General features: G+C 53.4%; 12 protein-coding genes. 2 read left to right on the forward strand and 10 right to left on the reverse strand.

Going from position 1 to position 13,499, the window contains the following annotated elements; translation table 11 throughout:
• Positions 1–115: 115 nt before the first annotated feature.
• From KK062_RS12070 to KK062_RS12085, 4 genes are all read right to left on the reverse strand, one after another.
• Positions 116–1,441, reverse strand: coding sequence for an amidohydrolase (locus tag KK062_RS12070; RefSeq protein WP_254084553.1), 1,326 nt, complete (start codon positions 1,439–1,441; stop codon positions 116–118).
• An 11-nt stretch (positions 1,442–1,452) separates the two neighbouring features.
• Positions 1,453–2,379: a DUF1684 domain-containing protein gene (locus KK062_RS12075; RefSeq protein WP_254084554.1), complete on the reverse strand. Its 927-nt coding sequence runs from the start codon at positions 2,377–2,379 to the stop codon at positions 1,453–1,455.
• Positions 2,380–2,450: 71 nt separating this feature from the next.
• Positions 2,451–3,329: a hypothetical protein gene (locus KK062_RS12080; RefSeq protein ID WP_254084555.1), complete on the reverse strand. Its 879-nt coding sequence runs from the start codon at positions 3,327–3,329 to the stop codon at positions 2,451–2,453.
• Positions 3,326–4,369 (reverse strand): GNAT family N-acetyltransferase, encoded by a 1,044-nt coding sequence (locus tag KK062_RS12085; RefSeq protein ID WP_254084556.1) that lies wholly within the window; start codon positions 4,367–4,369, stop codon positions 3,326–3,328. The genes KK062_RS12080 and KK062_RS12085 overlap by 4 nt, the downstream gene beginning before the upstream one ends.
• A gap of 232 nt (positions 4,370–4,601) precedes the next feature.
• Here KK062_RS12085 and KK062_RS12090 point away from each other — a divergent pair, with 232 nt between their 5' ends.
• Positions 4,602–4,829 carry a hypothetical protein gene (locus KK062_RS12090; protein ID WP_254084557.1) on the forward strand — a complete coding sequence of 76 codons (228 nt, stop codon included), beginning with the start codon at positions 4,602–4,604 and terminating at the stop codon, positions 4,827–4,829.
• 111 nt (positions 4,830–4,940) lie between these two features.
• On the opposite strand, the gene KK062_RS12095 is transcribed toward KK062_RS12090, so the two are convergent.
• Positions 4,941–6,362 (reverse strand): glycoside hydrolase family 125 protein, encoded by a 1,422-nt coding sequence (locus KK062_RS12095; protein ID WP_254084558.1) that lies wholly within the window; start codon positions 6,360–6,362, stop codon positions 4,941–4,943.
• A gap of 436 nt (positions 6,363–6,798) precedes the next feature.
• On the opposite strand from KK062_RS12095, the gene KK062_RS12100 reads away from it, so the two are divergent.
• Positions 6,799–10,086, forward strand: coding sequence for an Ig-like domain-containing protein (locus KK062_RS12100; protein ID WP_254084559.1), 3,288 nt, complete (start codon positions 6,799–6,801; stop codon positions 10,084–10,086).
• 79 nt (positions 10,087–10,165) lie between these two features.
• Here the strand turns inward: KK062_RS12100 and KK062_RS12105 are convergent, their stop codons facing one another.
• The 5 genes from KK062_RS12105 to KK062_RS12125 all read right to left on the reverse strand — a co-directional run bounded on the left by KK062_RS12105 (position 10,166) and on the right by KK062_RS12125 (position 13,384).
• Positions 10,166–10,639, reverse strand: coding sequence for a Dps family protein (locus tag KK062_RS12105; RefSeq protein WP_254084560.1), 474 nt, complete (start codon positions 10,637–10,639; stop codon positions 10,166–10,168).
• A 31-nt stretch (positions 10,640–10,670) separates the two neighbouring features.
• On the reverse strand, positions 10,671–11,855 hold the full coding sequence (locus KK062_RS12110) for an MFS transporter (RefSeq protein WP_254084561.1): 1,185 nt from the start codon (positions 11,853–11,855) through the stop codon (positions 10,671–10,673).
• Positions 11,856–12,096: 241 nt separating this feature from the next.
• On the reverse strand, positions 12,097–12,336 hold the full coding sequence (locus tag KK062_RS12115) for a helix-turn-helix domain-containing protein (RefSeq protein WP_254084562.1): 240 nt from the start codon (positions 12,334–12,336) through the stop codon (positions 12,097–12,099).
• Between the two features lie 203 nt (positions 12,337–12,539).
• Positions 12,540–12,797, reverse strand: coding sequence for a hypothetical protein (locus tag KK062_RS12120; RefSeq protein ID WP_254084563.1), 258 nt, complete (start codon positions 12,795–12,797; stop codon positions 12,540–12,542).
• A 29-nt stretch (positions 12,798–12,826) separates the two neighbouring features.
• The gene (locus KK062_RS12125) at positions 12,827–13,384 is read right to left on the reverse strand and encodes a dihydrofolate reductase family protein (protein ID WP_254084564.1); all 558 of its coding nucleotides are present in this window, start codon (positions 13,382–13,384) and stop codon (positions 12,827–12,829) included.
• Positions 13,385–13,499: the final 115 nt, after the last annotated feature.

A 13,499-nucleotide genomic window follows, 5' to 3' on the forward strand; every position in this document is an offset into this window, starting at 1 on the left:
GTCACAAGTTCCGCACCTCCGCTAACGCTCGGCACTAAAACTTGCGCCAGCAAACATTCGCGATAGCTTGTGCATTTATATACTTTCATACATTTTATATACTTCTATATATCTTCTAACGCAACAACGACAACGCTGCCGCGCTCATAGCAGTGATGCCCGTTTGTAGCGATGGATTCACTGCGGGGGCAAAGGTGGCGGCGTGTAGCGACGGTAAGGGTTTGCCGGTTTGTTGGGATGTCTTTAAGGCTTCTGCGCCGGCAGTGCCGAGCCAGAACATGCAGAGAGGGACTTTCTTTTGTTGGAGGGCGAACCAGCTGAAGTCTTCGCCGACCATGGCGGAGGGGATTTCGGAGACGCGGTCTTTGCCGAAGGTTGTTTCAAATACGTTGACCAGTTTTAGGGTGAGGTCCTTGTCGTTGATCGTGGCCGGGACACGCGGTTCGTTGATGGTGATTTCGGGAAGCTTGGTTTCGGGAAGGCCCGCCTGGAGGGCCAGGTGTTTTGCTTTGTTCCCGATGGAAGCGATGATTTGTTTGCGTACCGCGGGGGAGTATGAGCGGAGTGTGAGCTGTAATTTTACTTCGTCGGAGATAATGTTGTGTACGGTGCCGCCGTGGATCGAGCCGACGGTGATGACTGCCGGTTCAAGAGGATTTATTTCGCGGCTGACGATGGTCTGAAAGGCGAGGATCATCTGGGCACTGAGGACGATCGGGTCGATCGTTTGATGCGGCGCGGCACCGTGTCCCCCCTGGCCGCGGACGGTAATGTTCATCATGTCTACGCTGGCCATGAAGTTGCCGGGATTGTAACCGACACTTCCGGCGGGTAGTGTGGCGTGGTTGTGTAACGCCAGGGCTACGTCGGGGTAAGGGATCTTTCCGTAGAGTCCGTTGCTGAACATCTTCTCGGCGCCAAAACCATTTTCCTCGGACGGCTGTGCTACCATCACCAATGTTCCATGCCAGTGTTTTCGCGCGTGTACCAGCGCCCGTGCTGTACCGATGAATACGGACATGTGCAGGTCGTGGCCGCAGGCGTGCATGATGCCTACCTCCTGCCCCGCTGCGTTGATCCCGCGGGCCTTGCTGGCATACGGCAACGCCGTCTTCTCTTCTAGCGGCAGTGCGTCCATGTCGGTGCGGATCAGGACTACGGGACCGTCGCCGTTCTTTAATATCCCGGCAAGGCCATAGCCACCGATCTTTTCGATGACGCCAAAGCCGAGTTGTTTTAACTCCTGCGCCATGCGTGCAGAGGTCTTCTCTTCCTGTACGGACAATTCGGGATGTTCGTGCAGGTAGCGGTAGAGCTGTTCCAGGCTGGCCTGCTCGGTGGCAATGCTTTCCGCCACCTTCTTCATGGCGGGTGTTTGAGCATAAGCAACACTGGCGAGGAGAAATACTATCGCGGGAAGAACGCTTTTCTTTTTATACATGGCGATTATCGTTATATACCCTTTGCTGTCTCTGACTGGCCTTCGGCGTGATAGTTTTTCTCACCAGCCTCTACGGATACTTTCAATATGTTTTGCACGGGTGGTAGCGGGCAGGTGGCGTAGGGGGTGAAGACGCAGGGTGGATTGTGCGCTTTGTTGAAGTCAATATACACTTTGTTTTCGGCATTCGGTTTATCGGTGTATATGAAGCGGCCGCCGCCGTAGGTGTCTTTGCCGCTGGTCTCGTCGCCGAAGATGATAAAAAGCTCGTCGCCTTCCTCGAGGGCGTCCAGACGATATTCCTGACCGTGCAATGTGAAGACCAGAGCGCCTGGCGAGGACTGGGCGGTTGTCTGGCCAATGACATTGATTATGTCGATGGTGTGCGTAGAGTCGGCACGCTCAAAGGTGGCTTCGATGCGATAGGCAGGATCGACAGGGTATCGGTCGATGCCCTTGAATGCTTTTACGGTTGGGCTGTTCAGGTCGCGTAAGCGGATGCCGAGGCGGGTGTCGCGACGGAGGATGTACCACTCCAATGAGCCACAGGTGAAGGTGGCGCCGCGGAGGGAGTCGAGGGGAATGGTCGTTTCTTTTACAATAGGTCGACCGTTGATGGCGATGGCCGCTTCGATGGGCAGGAAGGTTATGTCCTGTTGGTTCACCCTATAGTAGCCGGCGTTGGCGGCGATTGTTTCTTCGGGGAAGATGATCTTGTTGTCAGGGGCCGTGCCGAAGGTGTTGATGCCGGGTTCCAGCCAGTATAAGCCGACGAGGTTGAGCCAGCCCTGGGGGGACTTTACCTCGTCGAGGCGCTCCTGGTGCCAGACTTCTATTTCGGACTGGTAGGCCTGGAACTCTTCGGGGGTGAGCTTTTTTGGGGAGCAGGTGGTTAGGGCTGCTATGATTAAAATAAAATATAGGCGTTGTGTGTGCATATGATTGCGTTAGACAAATATACACGGTGGGATGGAAAATGAAAGCTATAGGGAGTTGGCTGGCGCAAAGTTTAAGCACCAAGCAACTCCTCGATTTTCAGTGGCGTGAGGGCGAACTTCTTTCCGAACATCCGCTCGATGGCGCGTACTATACCGCCGTTGTATTTCCAGTCCAGCTTTTGTTTTAACAATACCGAGGGGTCGATCTTGCGGACGATGGTTTCCAGCGACTGGCGGTCTTCGGCAGCGGGATGCTCAAAGATCTGGCGCAGGTAGCCACGGAATTCTTTCACATTCCAATAATGAAAGACGTAGGCGTCGAGCGGGTTCAAGCGCCTGTCGCGTTGGAAGGTATAGGAGATGGCGAACTGCTCGATGATGTGACGGATGTAATAGTCCAGCAGTTGGTCCGTTAAGGCCAGGCTTTTTTCCAGCAGCGGTGCGGCGGCGTTGGTATAGCCTACGGCACCGGTGTTCCAGATCTCTACCTCCTCGGTGAAGGTGACGGGTACACCGTCTATGGTGGCGGTATGGTTCAGCAGTGGCTTATAGATCTTCGAGCGGTCCAGGTGTTTTTCCATGCGGTCCATGAAAAGCTCGCCGGCCTGGATGCGATTGAAAATAGGTGCGAGGTTTTGCTGGGCGTAGGTGTCGGAGTCGAGGAAGAGGAAGTTGCCGGTGTATTTGGTCAGCACGTCTTGCAGCGTCCGGACCTTGGCGCGGTGTACGAAGTTGTGTTTGCCGCGCCACTCGCGCATGATCTCGGGTGTCATGGTCTCGTAGTGCACCTGCAGATGGCCCAGGTATTTTTGAAAGGCCGTCGAATCGTCGGTGTAGATAATGAATGAGACATCCCGCAGGTCCTGGCGTATGGCCAGGGAGTAAATGGAGTACAGGGCTTCGTAGTAGATGTCTTTGCTGGAGTGCGAAAGATAGACGATATAGTTCATGCGAGTTGTGCTTTGATGATGGGAACGATGCCTTCGGCATGGGGTGCAGCGGCAATGTCATGGTCAACCTTGACGAGGTGGTCGGTATAGTTGCCAGGCGTCTGGCCGGGCATGGCGGGGGTACCGATGATGGTGCACTGGAAGACGTGGTATTGTTCGTCGCGTACGTCGTAGACGATCCAGGGACCCAGCTCGCCCAGGGCGGGGTCCGCGCCTTTGAGGAATATGGGGAAGTCGAACAGGTCGATGTCGCTCAGCTCGGGAATGAGGTTGCCGTCGAAGAATTCATATTGATATAACGTCGTGGCGATGCCGGCCTGTTGAAGCTCTTCTTGTATGGCCTCCAGTCTCTGGCGCATCACCAGCAAGGGATTTACGACAGGCGAGAACAGCTCGATGGGCTCCCACTGGCCGGTGCCTACCTGCAGGAACTGCAGCAGGTCGCGGTTCATGTCAAGCTTGTAGTCGAACAAGGCATAGCCGGGCACAAAATAGCCGGGGTAAAAATACTGAAAGCCCTGCTGGCGGCAGTATGCCATCTTGAGGTATATCAGGTAACGGCCGAGGCTGTATTTACGGTATTCGGGATCGTAGATGCTGGTGATGCCGGCGGCGCCGTTACGGCCGAGGTCGAAGAAGCCGCTGGCAATGAGGCGGTCTCCATCGTATATATTTACTTCGTAGGTATCGTATATCGCGTAGAATACTTTACCATATAGCAGGCTATTGAGTGACGTGGCGGCTTCAAACGATACGCTGGCACGGTAAGTAGCGAAGAGGGCCTCTTGTGCCAGTGAAACCTTGGCGGGTTGTATCTCCGTGCGGAAGGCGCTGTTGCGTTTGATGATTTTTTGCTGGGTTTTGTCGGCGGTAAACTTCTCCAATGCCACGCGCAGCCAGATGGCACTATAGAACTGTCCTTTAAAGTTTAGGAAATTGGTGGTAAAGATGCTTTGGGCCATGCGAAACCAGCCAGCGGCCAGGTACACATCGAGGTCTTCGGGAGCAAGCTTTTGCGGGAAATGTACGTGTGAAAACATAGTGCTCCTGGTGCGTATAATGGCAGACCGGTACCTGCTCCGCAAAATTAAGCGGAATCACCCATTTTCCCTAAAACATTCATAATCAGCTTGTCTTTGAACCCTGCTTGAATCGTTACGGGGATATTTCCGGGTATTGACTGGTAAAATAGTACTATGCCTTTACGACCGGGTGTTGGCAGGATTTGCTAACATTACAGTATGATAAAAACGAACATGTCTTTCGTTCTCTATGGAATTCAATCCTGAGCTTCATCAAAAGGTCCGATATTTCAACCACCTCTACGTCGTCTTTCTAGACGAGTTTCCCGACTTTCTGTCGGCGGGTCGTACCTATACCGTGGTATTACATCCGATCTGGAAGGACTGGATCGTGCGTATGACCAGCGAGGCCGTACGCCGCGAAATGACCGTCACCAAAGGCGATTGTATCCTGGAAGAGCACGCTGTCTTGCAATAGCGCTTCTCTCCTAAACTGTTGCCATTTTTCCACACGGATATCTTATAAAAAAACACCCCGACATTTTTTGCCGGGGTGCCATGCTATCGTAATGCCTATGCGTTGGTTTGCTTAGGCCAACAGTTGCGGTTTCTGTTTATATACTTTCCACAGGAACTCACCAAAGAGGGTGTTGGTCCAGGCGAACCATGAACGGGTGAATTTCTTCGCATCGTCTTTGTGGAACGACTCGTGCATAAAGCCGGTGTCGCCGTGCGAACGCTTCAGAATATCGATGCACGCTTTGATCTCCTGCTCGTCGTCGCTGGTAAGACCGCGCATGATGAGGCTCATGGGCCAGATCATGTCCTGTCCTACGTGCGGACCACCAATACCTTCGCCGGCCGTGCCTTTGAAGAAGAAGGGGTTCTCGTCCGAGAACAGGAATTTGCGGGTGGTGACATATACCGGGTCGTTCTTCGCGACGGCGCCCAGGTACGGCAGGGCCAGCAGGCTGGGGATGTTGGCATCGTCCATGAGCAGGTAGCTACCAAAGCCGTTTACTTCGAACGCGTAGAGCTTACCGAAATCTTTGTGCTCCGTTGTCGCGTAGAGCTGCAGTGCTTTTTCTACTTCGTCGGCCAGTGCTTTCAGCTCGCCGGCGGTCTGGTTGTCTTTGGCAATGGCCACGAACATTTCCGCTGCCTGGCGCAAGCTTACTACGGCGAAGTAGTTAGACGGTATGAGGAATGAATGCACTGTGGCGTCGTCGCTGGGACGAAAGGCCGAGCAGATGAGGCCTACGGGTTTTACCGGATAGCCATAGCCGCTCATCGGCTGCGTATCGGTTGCCACGGCCGTCTCGCGTTGGAACTTGTAAGGCCCGAGGTTTTCTTTGCGTTGCTGATCTTTGAATGTTTTCAAGATCGCCTTGACAGACTGCTGCCAGTTGTTGTCGAAAGGCGCGGTGTCGCCGCTGATCTTCCAGTAGTGATAGGCCAGGCGGATGGGGTAACACAGGGAGTCGATTTCCCACTTGCGTTCGTGCACGCCGGGCTTCATGTCGGTGTGGTCTTTTGCCCACTCTCCTACTTTGCTCTCGTCGCCGTAGAAGGCGTTGGCGTAAGGATCTTTCAGCACGCACGCTGTCTGACGGTTGATGACGCCGGCGATGAGCTGCTGCAGGGGCTTGTCGGCTTTCATGAAGTCGAGGTAGGGCCACACTTGCGCGCTGCTGTCGCGGAGCCACATGGCGTCGATATCGCCGGTGATGACGTAGGTATCGGGGCGACCGTTTTTGGTGGTGTGGAATACGGTGGTGTCGAGCGTATTGGGGAAGCAATTTTCAAACAACCAGGCCAGCTCTTTGTTCTTGACGTTTTTGCGAAACTCGGCGATGGCTTGTTCCACGGCCTTGCTCGTGAATTTACGTTTGGACGGCGCCGTGCGTACGATGGGGAAGCCCGCATCTTCTGCACCCAGTGCCAGTTGGCTGCTTAACAGAATGCCTGTTCCTGCCATTCCGGCCTGCTGCATAAATGTTCTTCTGTTCATAGTTGGTGTTTCGGTTGCTTAGTGGAAACGGATTATCCTACTGCCGCACCCCGCGGGTGGGCTTTGGAATCCGCAAAGCCAAATGTAATAATCAGTTTTTGACGTTAGCGCATCAGAAGACAAATTTCGTGCGGATTATGGGCTGTGGGCCGTGTGATTTTACTGTCAGGTGGTACGATTTAGCATTTTTCTATGGTTTGGACCAGCGTTGTGTTGGGCCGATGCCCTATTTCCGAACATGTTCACGTTGGTTACATTGCCTGCAAAACCCGTATTTACACGATCCTGATGCCGTATCTTTTTTTGCGCTGGGACACCATGGAGCACGTTTATTCCTTCCCTGCGGAAGAGCTCAGATTGGAAGCATGTCTTTAATTTTTTAGAGCAGGTCTGGTACCACCAGGACTTAATAACGAACACAAGAAAAAAAACAACCATGCAAAGCTTTTTGCGCGTATGTATGTGGGTAGCGTTGGCAATCCTGACAACCCAAAGCCTATCTGCCGCGGTGGTGGCGCCTACCATCAGCTCGTCCGAGATCAATAACAACACCACCGGTAACAGGTTTACATTGACGATTGTGACAGACCAGAATGCCACCGGCTATTATGTGGTCAGTACAGTCGCCGCATCTCCCTCGGCTGCCGATATACGGAGTGGTAATCTTAGCAGCGGAAATCCAGCCTCCATAAAGGGTTCTTTTGGCACTACCTCGGCAGGTTCTTCCAATACGATCATTACAGGTCTTACGCGCAACCGGACATATTTTATCTACTTTATCGTAGAGAATTCCAGTGGTGAGCAATCCGCTGTCGGCAACCTCACGGCTGTGGCTGCGGATGTGACGGCACCTGGTTTTCTCATATCTTCGATCGTCAATATTGGCGAGACACAGTTTGACCTGAGGGTCAGTCTGAATGAGGTTGGTACCGTTTATTATGTCGTCAGTACCAGCACTGCCGAGCCGTCGGCTGCGCAGATCATCAGTGGTCGCGATCACACCAATAACACCGCGTTTAAGTATGGCTTATTTAGTGTTACTTCGACCAATACGAATACGTCCATGCCCATTATGGGGCTCAACAGCGGCGTGACATATTACGTATATTTTGTGGCGGAAGACGCCGCGGGCAATCTATCGCTGGTGAATGCTAAGTCTGCCACCACGGGTTCTTCCGCTACACCGCCTGTCTATAATTCATCGTCGATCATCAATGTGACAACCAGTCAGTTTAACCTGCGTGTCAATATCACCAAAGATGCTACCGTCTATTATGTCGTGACGACCAGCAATGTTGCACCGTCTGCCACCCAGATTATCGGCGGATTGGACCAAAGCAATAGTCCTGCGTTAAAATCCGGGTCTGTGGCTGCCACGGGAGGGGTGGATGCCACTACTTCGGATATTGCCGGTCTCACGGCAAATACACTCTACTACGTCTATTCTGTCGCGCGTGATGCTGACAGTAATAATTCGTCCGTGAATACGCTTAACACACTCACGGCGTGCACGGCGACCAATGCGACCGCGTTGACGCTGCAGGACGGCGTTACCACTGCCGTGCTAGCGTGGACGAACCCTGCTTGCTTTGACGAGATCCTGGTGGTGGGCAGACAAGATAACGCAGTGACTGCCGTCCCTACCGGCAACGGCTCGGCCTACACTGCGAGCGCCAACTTCGGTGCAGGTACGGCGCTCCTTGCCAATCAATATGCGGTCTATAAGGGCATTGGATCAACCGTGTCGATCTCATCGTTGAGCTCAAACGCGAGTTACCACTTTACGGTGTTCACCCGCAAGGGCACAACGTGGTCGGCAGGCGCACCGGTAAGCGCGGTGGTGGGCCCTCCCGCGGTTGCATCATTCTCACCGGCGGACAACAGTACGAATATCCCTACGACCCAGGTCTTTACCATTGCCTTCACCGAACCGGTATTTATCTCGACCAACAGTGGCGGAACCACGTCTATTACATTTGACGGCCCGGGTACGTCGGACCTGGTTATAAACCGTAACAGTACTGGGAGCAATGGCACGATCAGTATAGCGGGCAACGTAGCCACACTGACCCTTAATACCGAACTGGATATTGCGTCTACCTACAATGTGCTGGTGGGGAACCGCGTGTTCAGCGACCAGTATGGCAACGACTACTCCGGCACACTATCCGGTCACTGGAATTTTACCACCGCCACGACTGTTACTGCCGTCACCGCACCCACTACTGCTGTCTGTATAGATCAATCCCGTGCGTTGGGCAATATTGTGCTGACAGAGGTTGCCACGAATAACTTTCAGGGAACGGACAACGGCACCCTGACGCTCGCCCTTGCATTCAATAAGACGGGCTTTAGCTTCAGTCCGGGTACGACCGGTGTTACCGCTACGGCGGCGGCGGGTGGTGATGTAGAATCGGTGACGGTCACGTCGGTGACTGCGACACAGGCTCTTTTCTCCGTGAAATTCAAAGATGTCGCCAACGACGCAGCAGCCCGCGATAACGTTGATGTCATTACACTGTCAGGTCTGAAAGTGACTCGGAACGGTGCGAGTACTCCGCCTGCCGACATTGTTTTAAGCGCTTCGAGTACCTTGCCTGTGCAAGGCGTTACGCCGGGTACTACTGTGCTGGCAAATATTACTGCCGGTACCATACCGGCTGCCCCCACGGTGGCCTGGCCGAATAGCAAGAGCGCCTATTGTCAGGGTACAGACCTGAGCGGCATTGCCGTTACGGCGTCAGGAGGAACTTCTTACAATTGGTATAGCGATGCAGGGCTGACGACATTGATCGCCGGCGGAACGTCGTCACAAACCGCTGCGCAGCTCTTTGGCACATCGCCGGGGGTAGGTGCTACGAAACGGTATGTCACCAATGTGAACGGCTGTCAAAGTACGGCTACGGAGGTAACGCTCACCACCCTGTCAGTGCCCGTGGCAGATGCCGGTGCGGCACAGACTGTTTGTCCGCAGGCATCGGTAACGCTTGGCGGGGCGCCGACGGCCAGTGGCGGTGCCGGAAACTATACGTATGCGTGGACGGATGCAGGCGAATTTTCTTCGACCCTGGCAAACCCTGTGCTTAGCGCCCGAGAGAATACAACCAATGCCAATATGAATATTGTGTATACACTTACCGTGACCGATAGTAAAGGTTGCCAGGCGTCAGATAATGTTACCGTTACCGTGAAGGAATTGTCACAGGCCGTAACGATAACACAGCCGACCAAATTTACCTATGCCATCACCGGCGGTCCGGTGACCCTGCAGGGTCAGCCGACCAATGGTAGCTTCAGCGGAACAGGCGTGACGCAGCAAAGTGGAGTGTATCAGTTTGATCCCGAGGTGGCAGGCATCGGCACAACATCGGTAATCTATACCGCTACACTGTCTAACGGCTGCACAAAATCCATTACACAGCAATTTGAGGTAAAAGAACAGCTTGTGACGGGCATTGAACCCTCTGTCGCAGCGCAGATCGGTATGCACCCGAATCCGGCCAACGAGGCGATCTCTATTACCCTGCCGGAGGTGGTATTCCGCGAGTCCGTGACGTTGATCGTGATCGATGCCTTTGGTCGCACGGCCACGGTTACAGAAATTCCCCAAGGGCAGAAAGTTACCACAGTTCATACCGCGGCATTTGCTCCTGGAGTATATATCGTCAGATTGGAAACTTCGGCCGGAGCGTTGCACCGCCGGGTTGTTGTGACGCACGACTAAACTTGTCTCCTCCATAAACAAAAATCCCGGCAGGTATCTACCGGGATTTTTTTTGGCTCCAGGCCCGATGCTACGAAGATCACTTCAAATGTGCACGGAGCATCCAGGCCATCTTTTCGTGCTGTTCCATCAGGCCGGTGATGAAGTCGCTGGTGCCGGCGTCGCGGTATTCGTTGGCGAACGGTTCAATGTTTTCGCGCAGGAAGGTGATGATGCTGTCGTGGTCGGTCAGCAGCTCTTCGAGGAAACCTTTGCTGGTGTTTTCACGCTCGCTATATTCGGTCAGGTGCGTGAGCTGCAGAAAGCTCTTGAGGGTACCCGGGGCGTAATGGCCCAGGGCGCGCACGCGCTCGGCTACGTTGTCGATGATCTCATCCAGTTGCCCGTACTGGCTTTCGAAGAAAAGGTGCATGTTGTGAAAGTCCGGACCTTCTACGTTCCAATGCGCATTGCGTGTCTTGGTGTAGAGTACATACTCGTCTGCCAGCAGCTTGGACAATTGGACGGCCACCGCCTGGGTACGATCTTCCTGAATTCCGATGTTTGTTTTCATAAAGGGGTTGGTTAGTATATCATCTTTACTATTATACGGGTTGAGGTGTCGGGTCGGGCACTTCCGTTTCCCGTTTTTGTTGGATACGGATCAACCCCGCCGCCGCCAGCGCACCGGTCAGCGCCATGAGCACGCCTACCCACTCGGGTGCGGTATAGCCCAGACCGGCCGCGATGGGCAAGCCTCCTAAATAGGCACCCAACGCATTGCCCAGGTTAAAGCATGCCTGCGATACCGCGGCGGCCAGCATCTCTGCACCTTTTGCTGCCTGGATCATCAGCACCTGAATGGGCGCTGCCAGGGCAAAGGCAATACCGCCGGTGAGAAATGTCATGATCAGGGCGAAGGCTTTGTTATACGATAGGAAATATACAAGAATAAGTGATACGGCCATGGCGACCAGCAATGCCGCCGAAGTTTTGGCCGGTGAAAAACGGTCGGCGAGCCAACCGCCCAGGATGTTACCGAACACCATGCCCAGACCCGCGAAGGCCAGAATATAGGGAACGGATTCCGGAGCGAAGCCCGAGACCTCTGTCAGCAGCGGTGCGATGTAGCTGATCCAGCAGAACAGTCCGCCGGTGCCAATGGCGGTGATACAGATGATCAGCCAGGCGTCGGCGCTGCGGAAGAACTTCATTTGCTCTTTCAGGCTGCCGTCACTTTTTGCTTCCAGGCGTGGCATCCACAGCTGTATACACAACAAGGTGACCAGGCCGATGAAGGCGATGAGTACGAATGCATACCGCCAGTCGATGTGGTGGCCAATATAGGTTCCCAGCGGTACACCGGCGAGGTTGGCAACGGTAAGACCGGCAAACATGATCGATACGGCTTGCGCCTCTTTACCTTTGTCCGCCAGGCGGCTTGCTACCACGGCGCCTACTCCGAAGAAAGCTCCGTGCGGCAACCCGGACAACAGGCGTGTGAGAAACAACAGGTCGTAGCCCGGTGCCAGCATAGAGAGTGCGTTGAAGCCGGTGATCATCATGACCAGTGCCAGCAATATCTTCTTCGGCGGATATGTGCCGGCCAGTATCACCAGCAATGGTGCACCGATCACTACCCCGAGCGCATACGCCGAGATCAGGTGACCGGCTACGGGAATGGATATGTCGAGGTCTTTGGCGATGTCCGGCAGGATGCCCATCATCACAAACTCCGTCGTACCGAGGGCCAATCCGCCCAACATCAATGCGAGTAAACTCTTCTTCATCTTTTTATTCGTATGGCTGGAATCTTGCAGCAGGCAAAAATACTGAACATATTCTGCCCCTCGAATAATTCCCGCATCGCGACTATAAAAAACCACCGACATCGTTACCGATCTTTAGTATGCTGCTTCGCCTACGAATCAATATTTCGTTAGCTAACGTTTGCAGCAATATAACAAGTGGCATCCCCCGTTTTGCAAGAGCGATGATCGATACAGTTTTTTTTACGAAAAGCATACAACACTATCTTCCCGGCACATCGTCCTGCGACGTCCCATAGAACGCGCTGATCCAGGCAAGGGACTCCCACACAACTTCTTCCCGGCCCGCTTCGATGGCATACAATAGCTCGACAGCAATGCCGGCTTCGGCGGCGATGGATTCGATGCTCCTCCCCTGCTCCTCGCGAAGCGCTTTTAGCTTGGTTCCGATGCGTTGTAGAATGGCCCGTTGCGAAGGGGTCAGGTCTTCTGACTTGCTCATGCTGTATATTTTAATAACCGTTTCTTTTTTTCGGCGCGGGCGGGAGCAACCTTTCTGAATAAAAAAACCAGGTGATGATCTGCGGGAGGATCATTACCTGGTCTAAAGGTATCATTTACTTTTAATTCTATGCTAAAGGTATAGCCATCATCATTTTCGTTTCCGGCAACGGAATAAAAATTTATACACTCTCGATCTGCTTATCAGGATGTAATGAAGTCCAGGTCTTTGCGAAACTCTTTTTGCACGAGCTCATCGATCTGCGCGAGGCGAATGGACAGCTCTTCGTTAACTTGTTCGGTGTCGAGGATGCCGTGCTGGAGCAGGGCTTTCAACTCGAGCTGTCGCTTCATGATGGAGGTAAGCTTGATTGAGTTCTCGATGTTGTACTTCAGCAGCGTGATCAAGGCTTTATCGGTGCTGATGTGGGGCGTTGTGGTATTGTCGGGTGTCTGGTTCATGGGCAAAAGGTACTAATTTCCGGAAAACATTACGCGGTTGTGCGTTGATAATACAACGTGACTACACCCGACGTATAGGGTACCGCTTTCAGGAACGTAAGGCCTATCCGTTGTTTTATATCCTGGAAGAGTGCCTTGCCGCCGCCGAGTACAATAGGATGTACAGACAACCGGTATTCATCCACAAGGTCCTGGTTTACAAAGGTGGTAATCAGCGACGCGCCGCCGAACAGCCAAATGTCTTTGCCGGGTTGTTCTTTGATCTTGTTTACTTCTTCGGCGACGTTGTCTTTGACTAACGTGGTGTTGCCCGTTACGGTATTGAGTGTGCGCGAGAAGACGTACTTCTTCATCTGGTTGATATCGCGGTAGAAGTCGATGACCTCCTGTGGACTGTTGGCGTCGGGTTGGTGATTACCAAATTCCTGGTAGCTGGTGCGGCCGTACAACACGGTGTCGATGGACGCGCGGAATGCCCGGAAGTATTTTCCGACTTCATCGTCCATGATGCACCAATCGATTTCCCCGTTGGGGCCTTCGATAAAACCGTCGAGTGTGACGGCAAGGTCTAAGATCACTTTTCGCATATCGCTGTTGTTTTATTTGTACACCGCAAGGTGGCAACGGGCAGTGACAAGGGTATGTCAGTAGTTATAAAAAAAGCTGCCCAGGTTTCCCCGGGCAGCTTTTTTTATGCGATTC

Source organism: Dawidia cretensis (assembly GCF_018598175.1).
In the GTDB taxonomy this organism is placed as follows: Bacteria; Bacteroidota; Bacteroidia; order Cytophagales; family Cyclobacteriaceae; genus Ohtaekwangia; species Ohtaekwangia cretensis.

What these genes read in the sequence shown, in the direction of transcription:
- KK062_RS12115 (WP_254084562.1), bottom strand. Translation starts at nt 12,336, where the DNA reads ATGAGCAAGTCAGAAGACCTGACCCCTTCGCAACGGGCCATTCTACAA.
- KK062_RS12105 (WP_254084560.1), bottom strand. Translation starts at nt 10,639, where the DNA reads ATGAAAACAAACATCGGAATTCAGGAAGATCGTACCCAGGCGGTGGCC.
- KK062_RS12095 (WP_254084558.1), bottom strand. Translation starts at nt 6,362, where the DNA reads ATGAACAGAAGAACATTTATGCAGCAGGCCGGAATGGCAGGAACAGGC.
- KK062_RS12075 (WP_254084554.1), bottom strand. Translation starts at nt 2,379, where the DNA reads ATGCACACACAACGCCTATATTTTATTTTAATCATAGCAGCCCTAACC.
- KK062_RS12120 (WP_254084563.1), bottom strand. Translation starts at nt 12,797, where the DNA reads ATGAACCAGACACCCGACAATACCACAACGCCCCACATCAGCACCGAT.
- KK062_RS12085 (WP_254084556.1), bottom strand. Translation starts at nt 4,369, where the DNA reads ATGTTTTCACACGTACATTTCCCGCAAAAGCTTGCTCCCGAAGACCTC.
- KK062_RS12090 (WP_254084557.1), top strand. Translation starts at nt 4,602, where the DNA reads ATGGAATTCAATCCTGAGCTTCATCAAAAGGTCCGATATTTCAACCAC.
- KK062_RS12080 (WP_254084555.1), bottom strand. Translation starts at nt 3,329, where the DNA reads ATGAACTATATCGTCTATCTTTCGCACTCCAGCAAAGACATCTACTAC.
- KK062_RS12110 (WP_254084561.1), bottom strand. Translation starts at nt 11,855, where the DNA reads ATGAAGAAGAGTTTACTCGCATTGATGTTGGGCGGATTGGCCCTCGGT.
- KK062_RS12125 (WP_254084564.1), bottom strand. Translation starts at nt 13,384, where the DNA reads ATGCGAAAAGTGATCTTAGACCTTGCCGTCACACTCGACGGTTTTATC.
- KK062_RS12100 (WP_254084559.1), top strand. Translation starts at nt 6,799, where the DNA reads ATGCAAAGCTTTTTGCGCGTATGTATGTGGGTAGCGTTGGCAATCCTG.
- KK062_RS12070 (WP_254084553.1), bottom strand. Translation starts at nt 1,441, where the DNA reads ATGTATAAAAAGAAAAGCGTTCTTCCCGCGATAGTATTTCTCCTCGCC.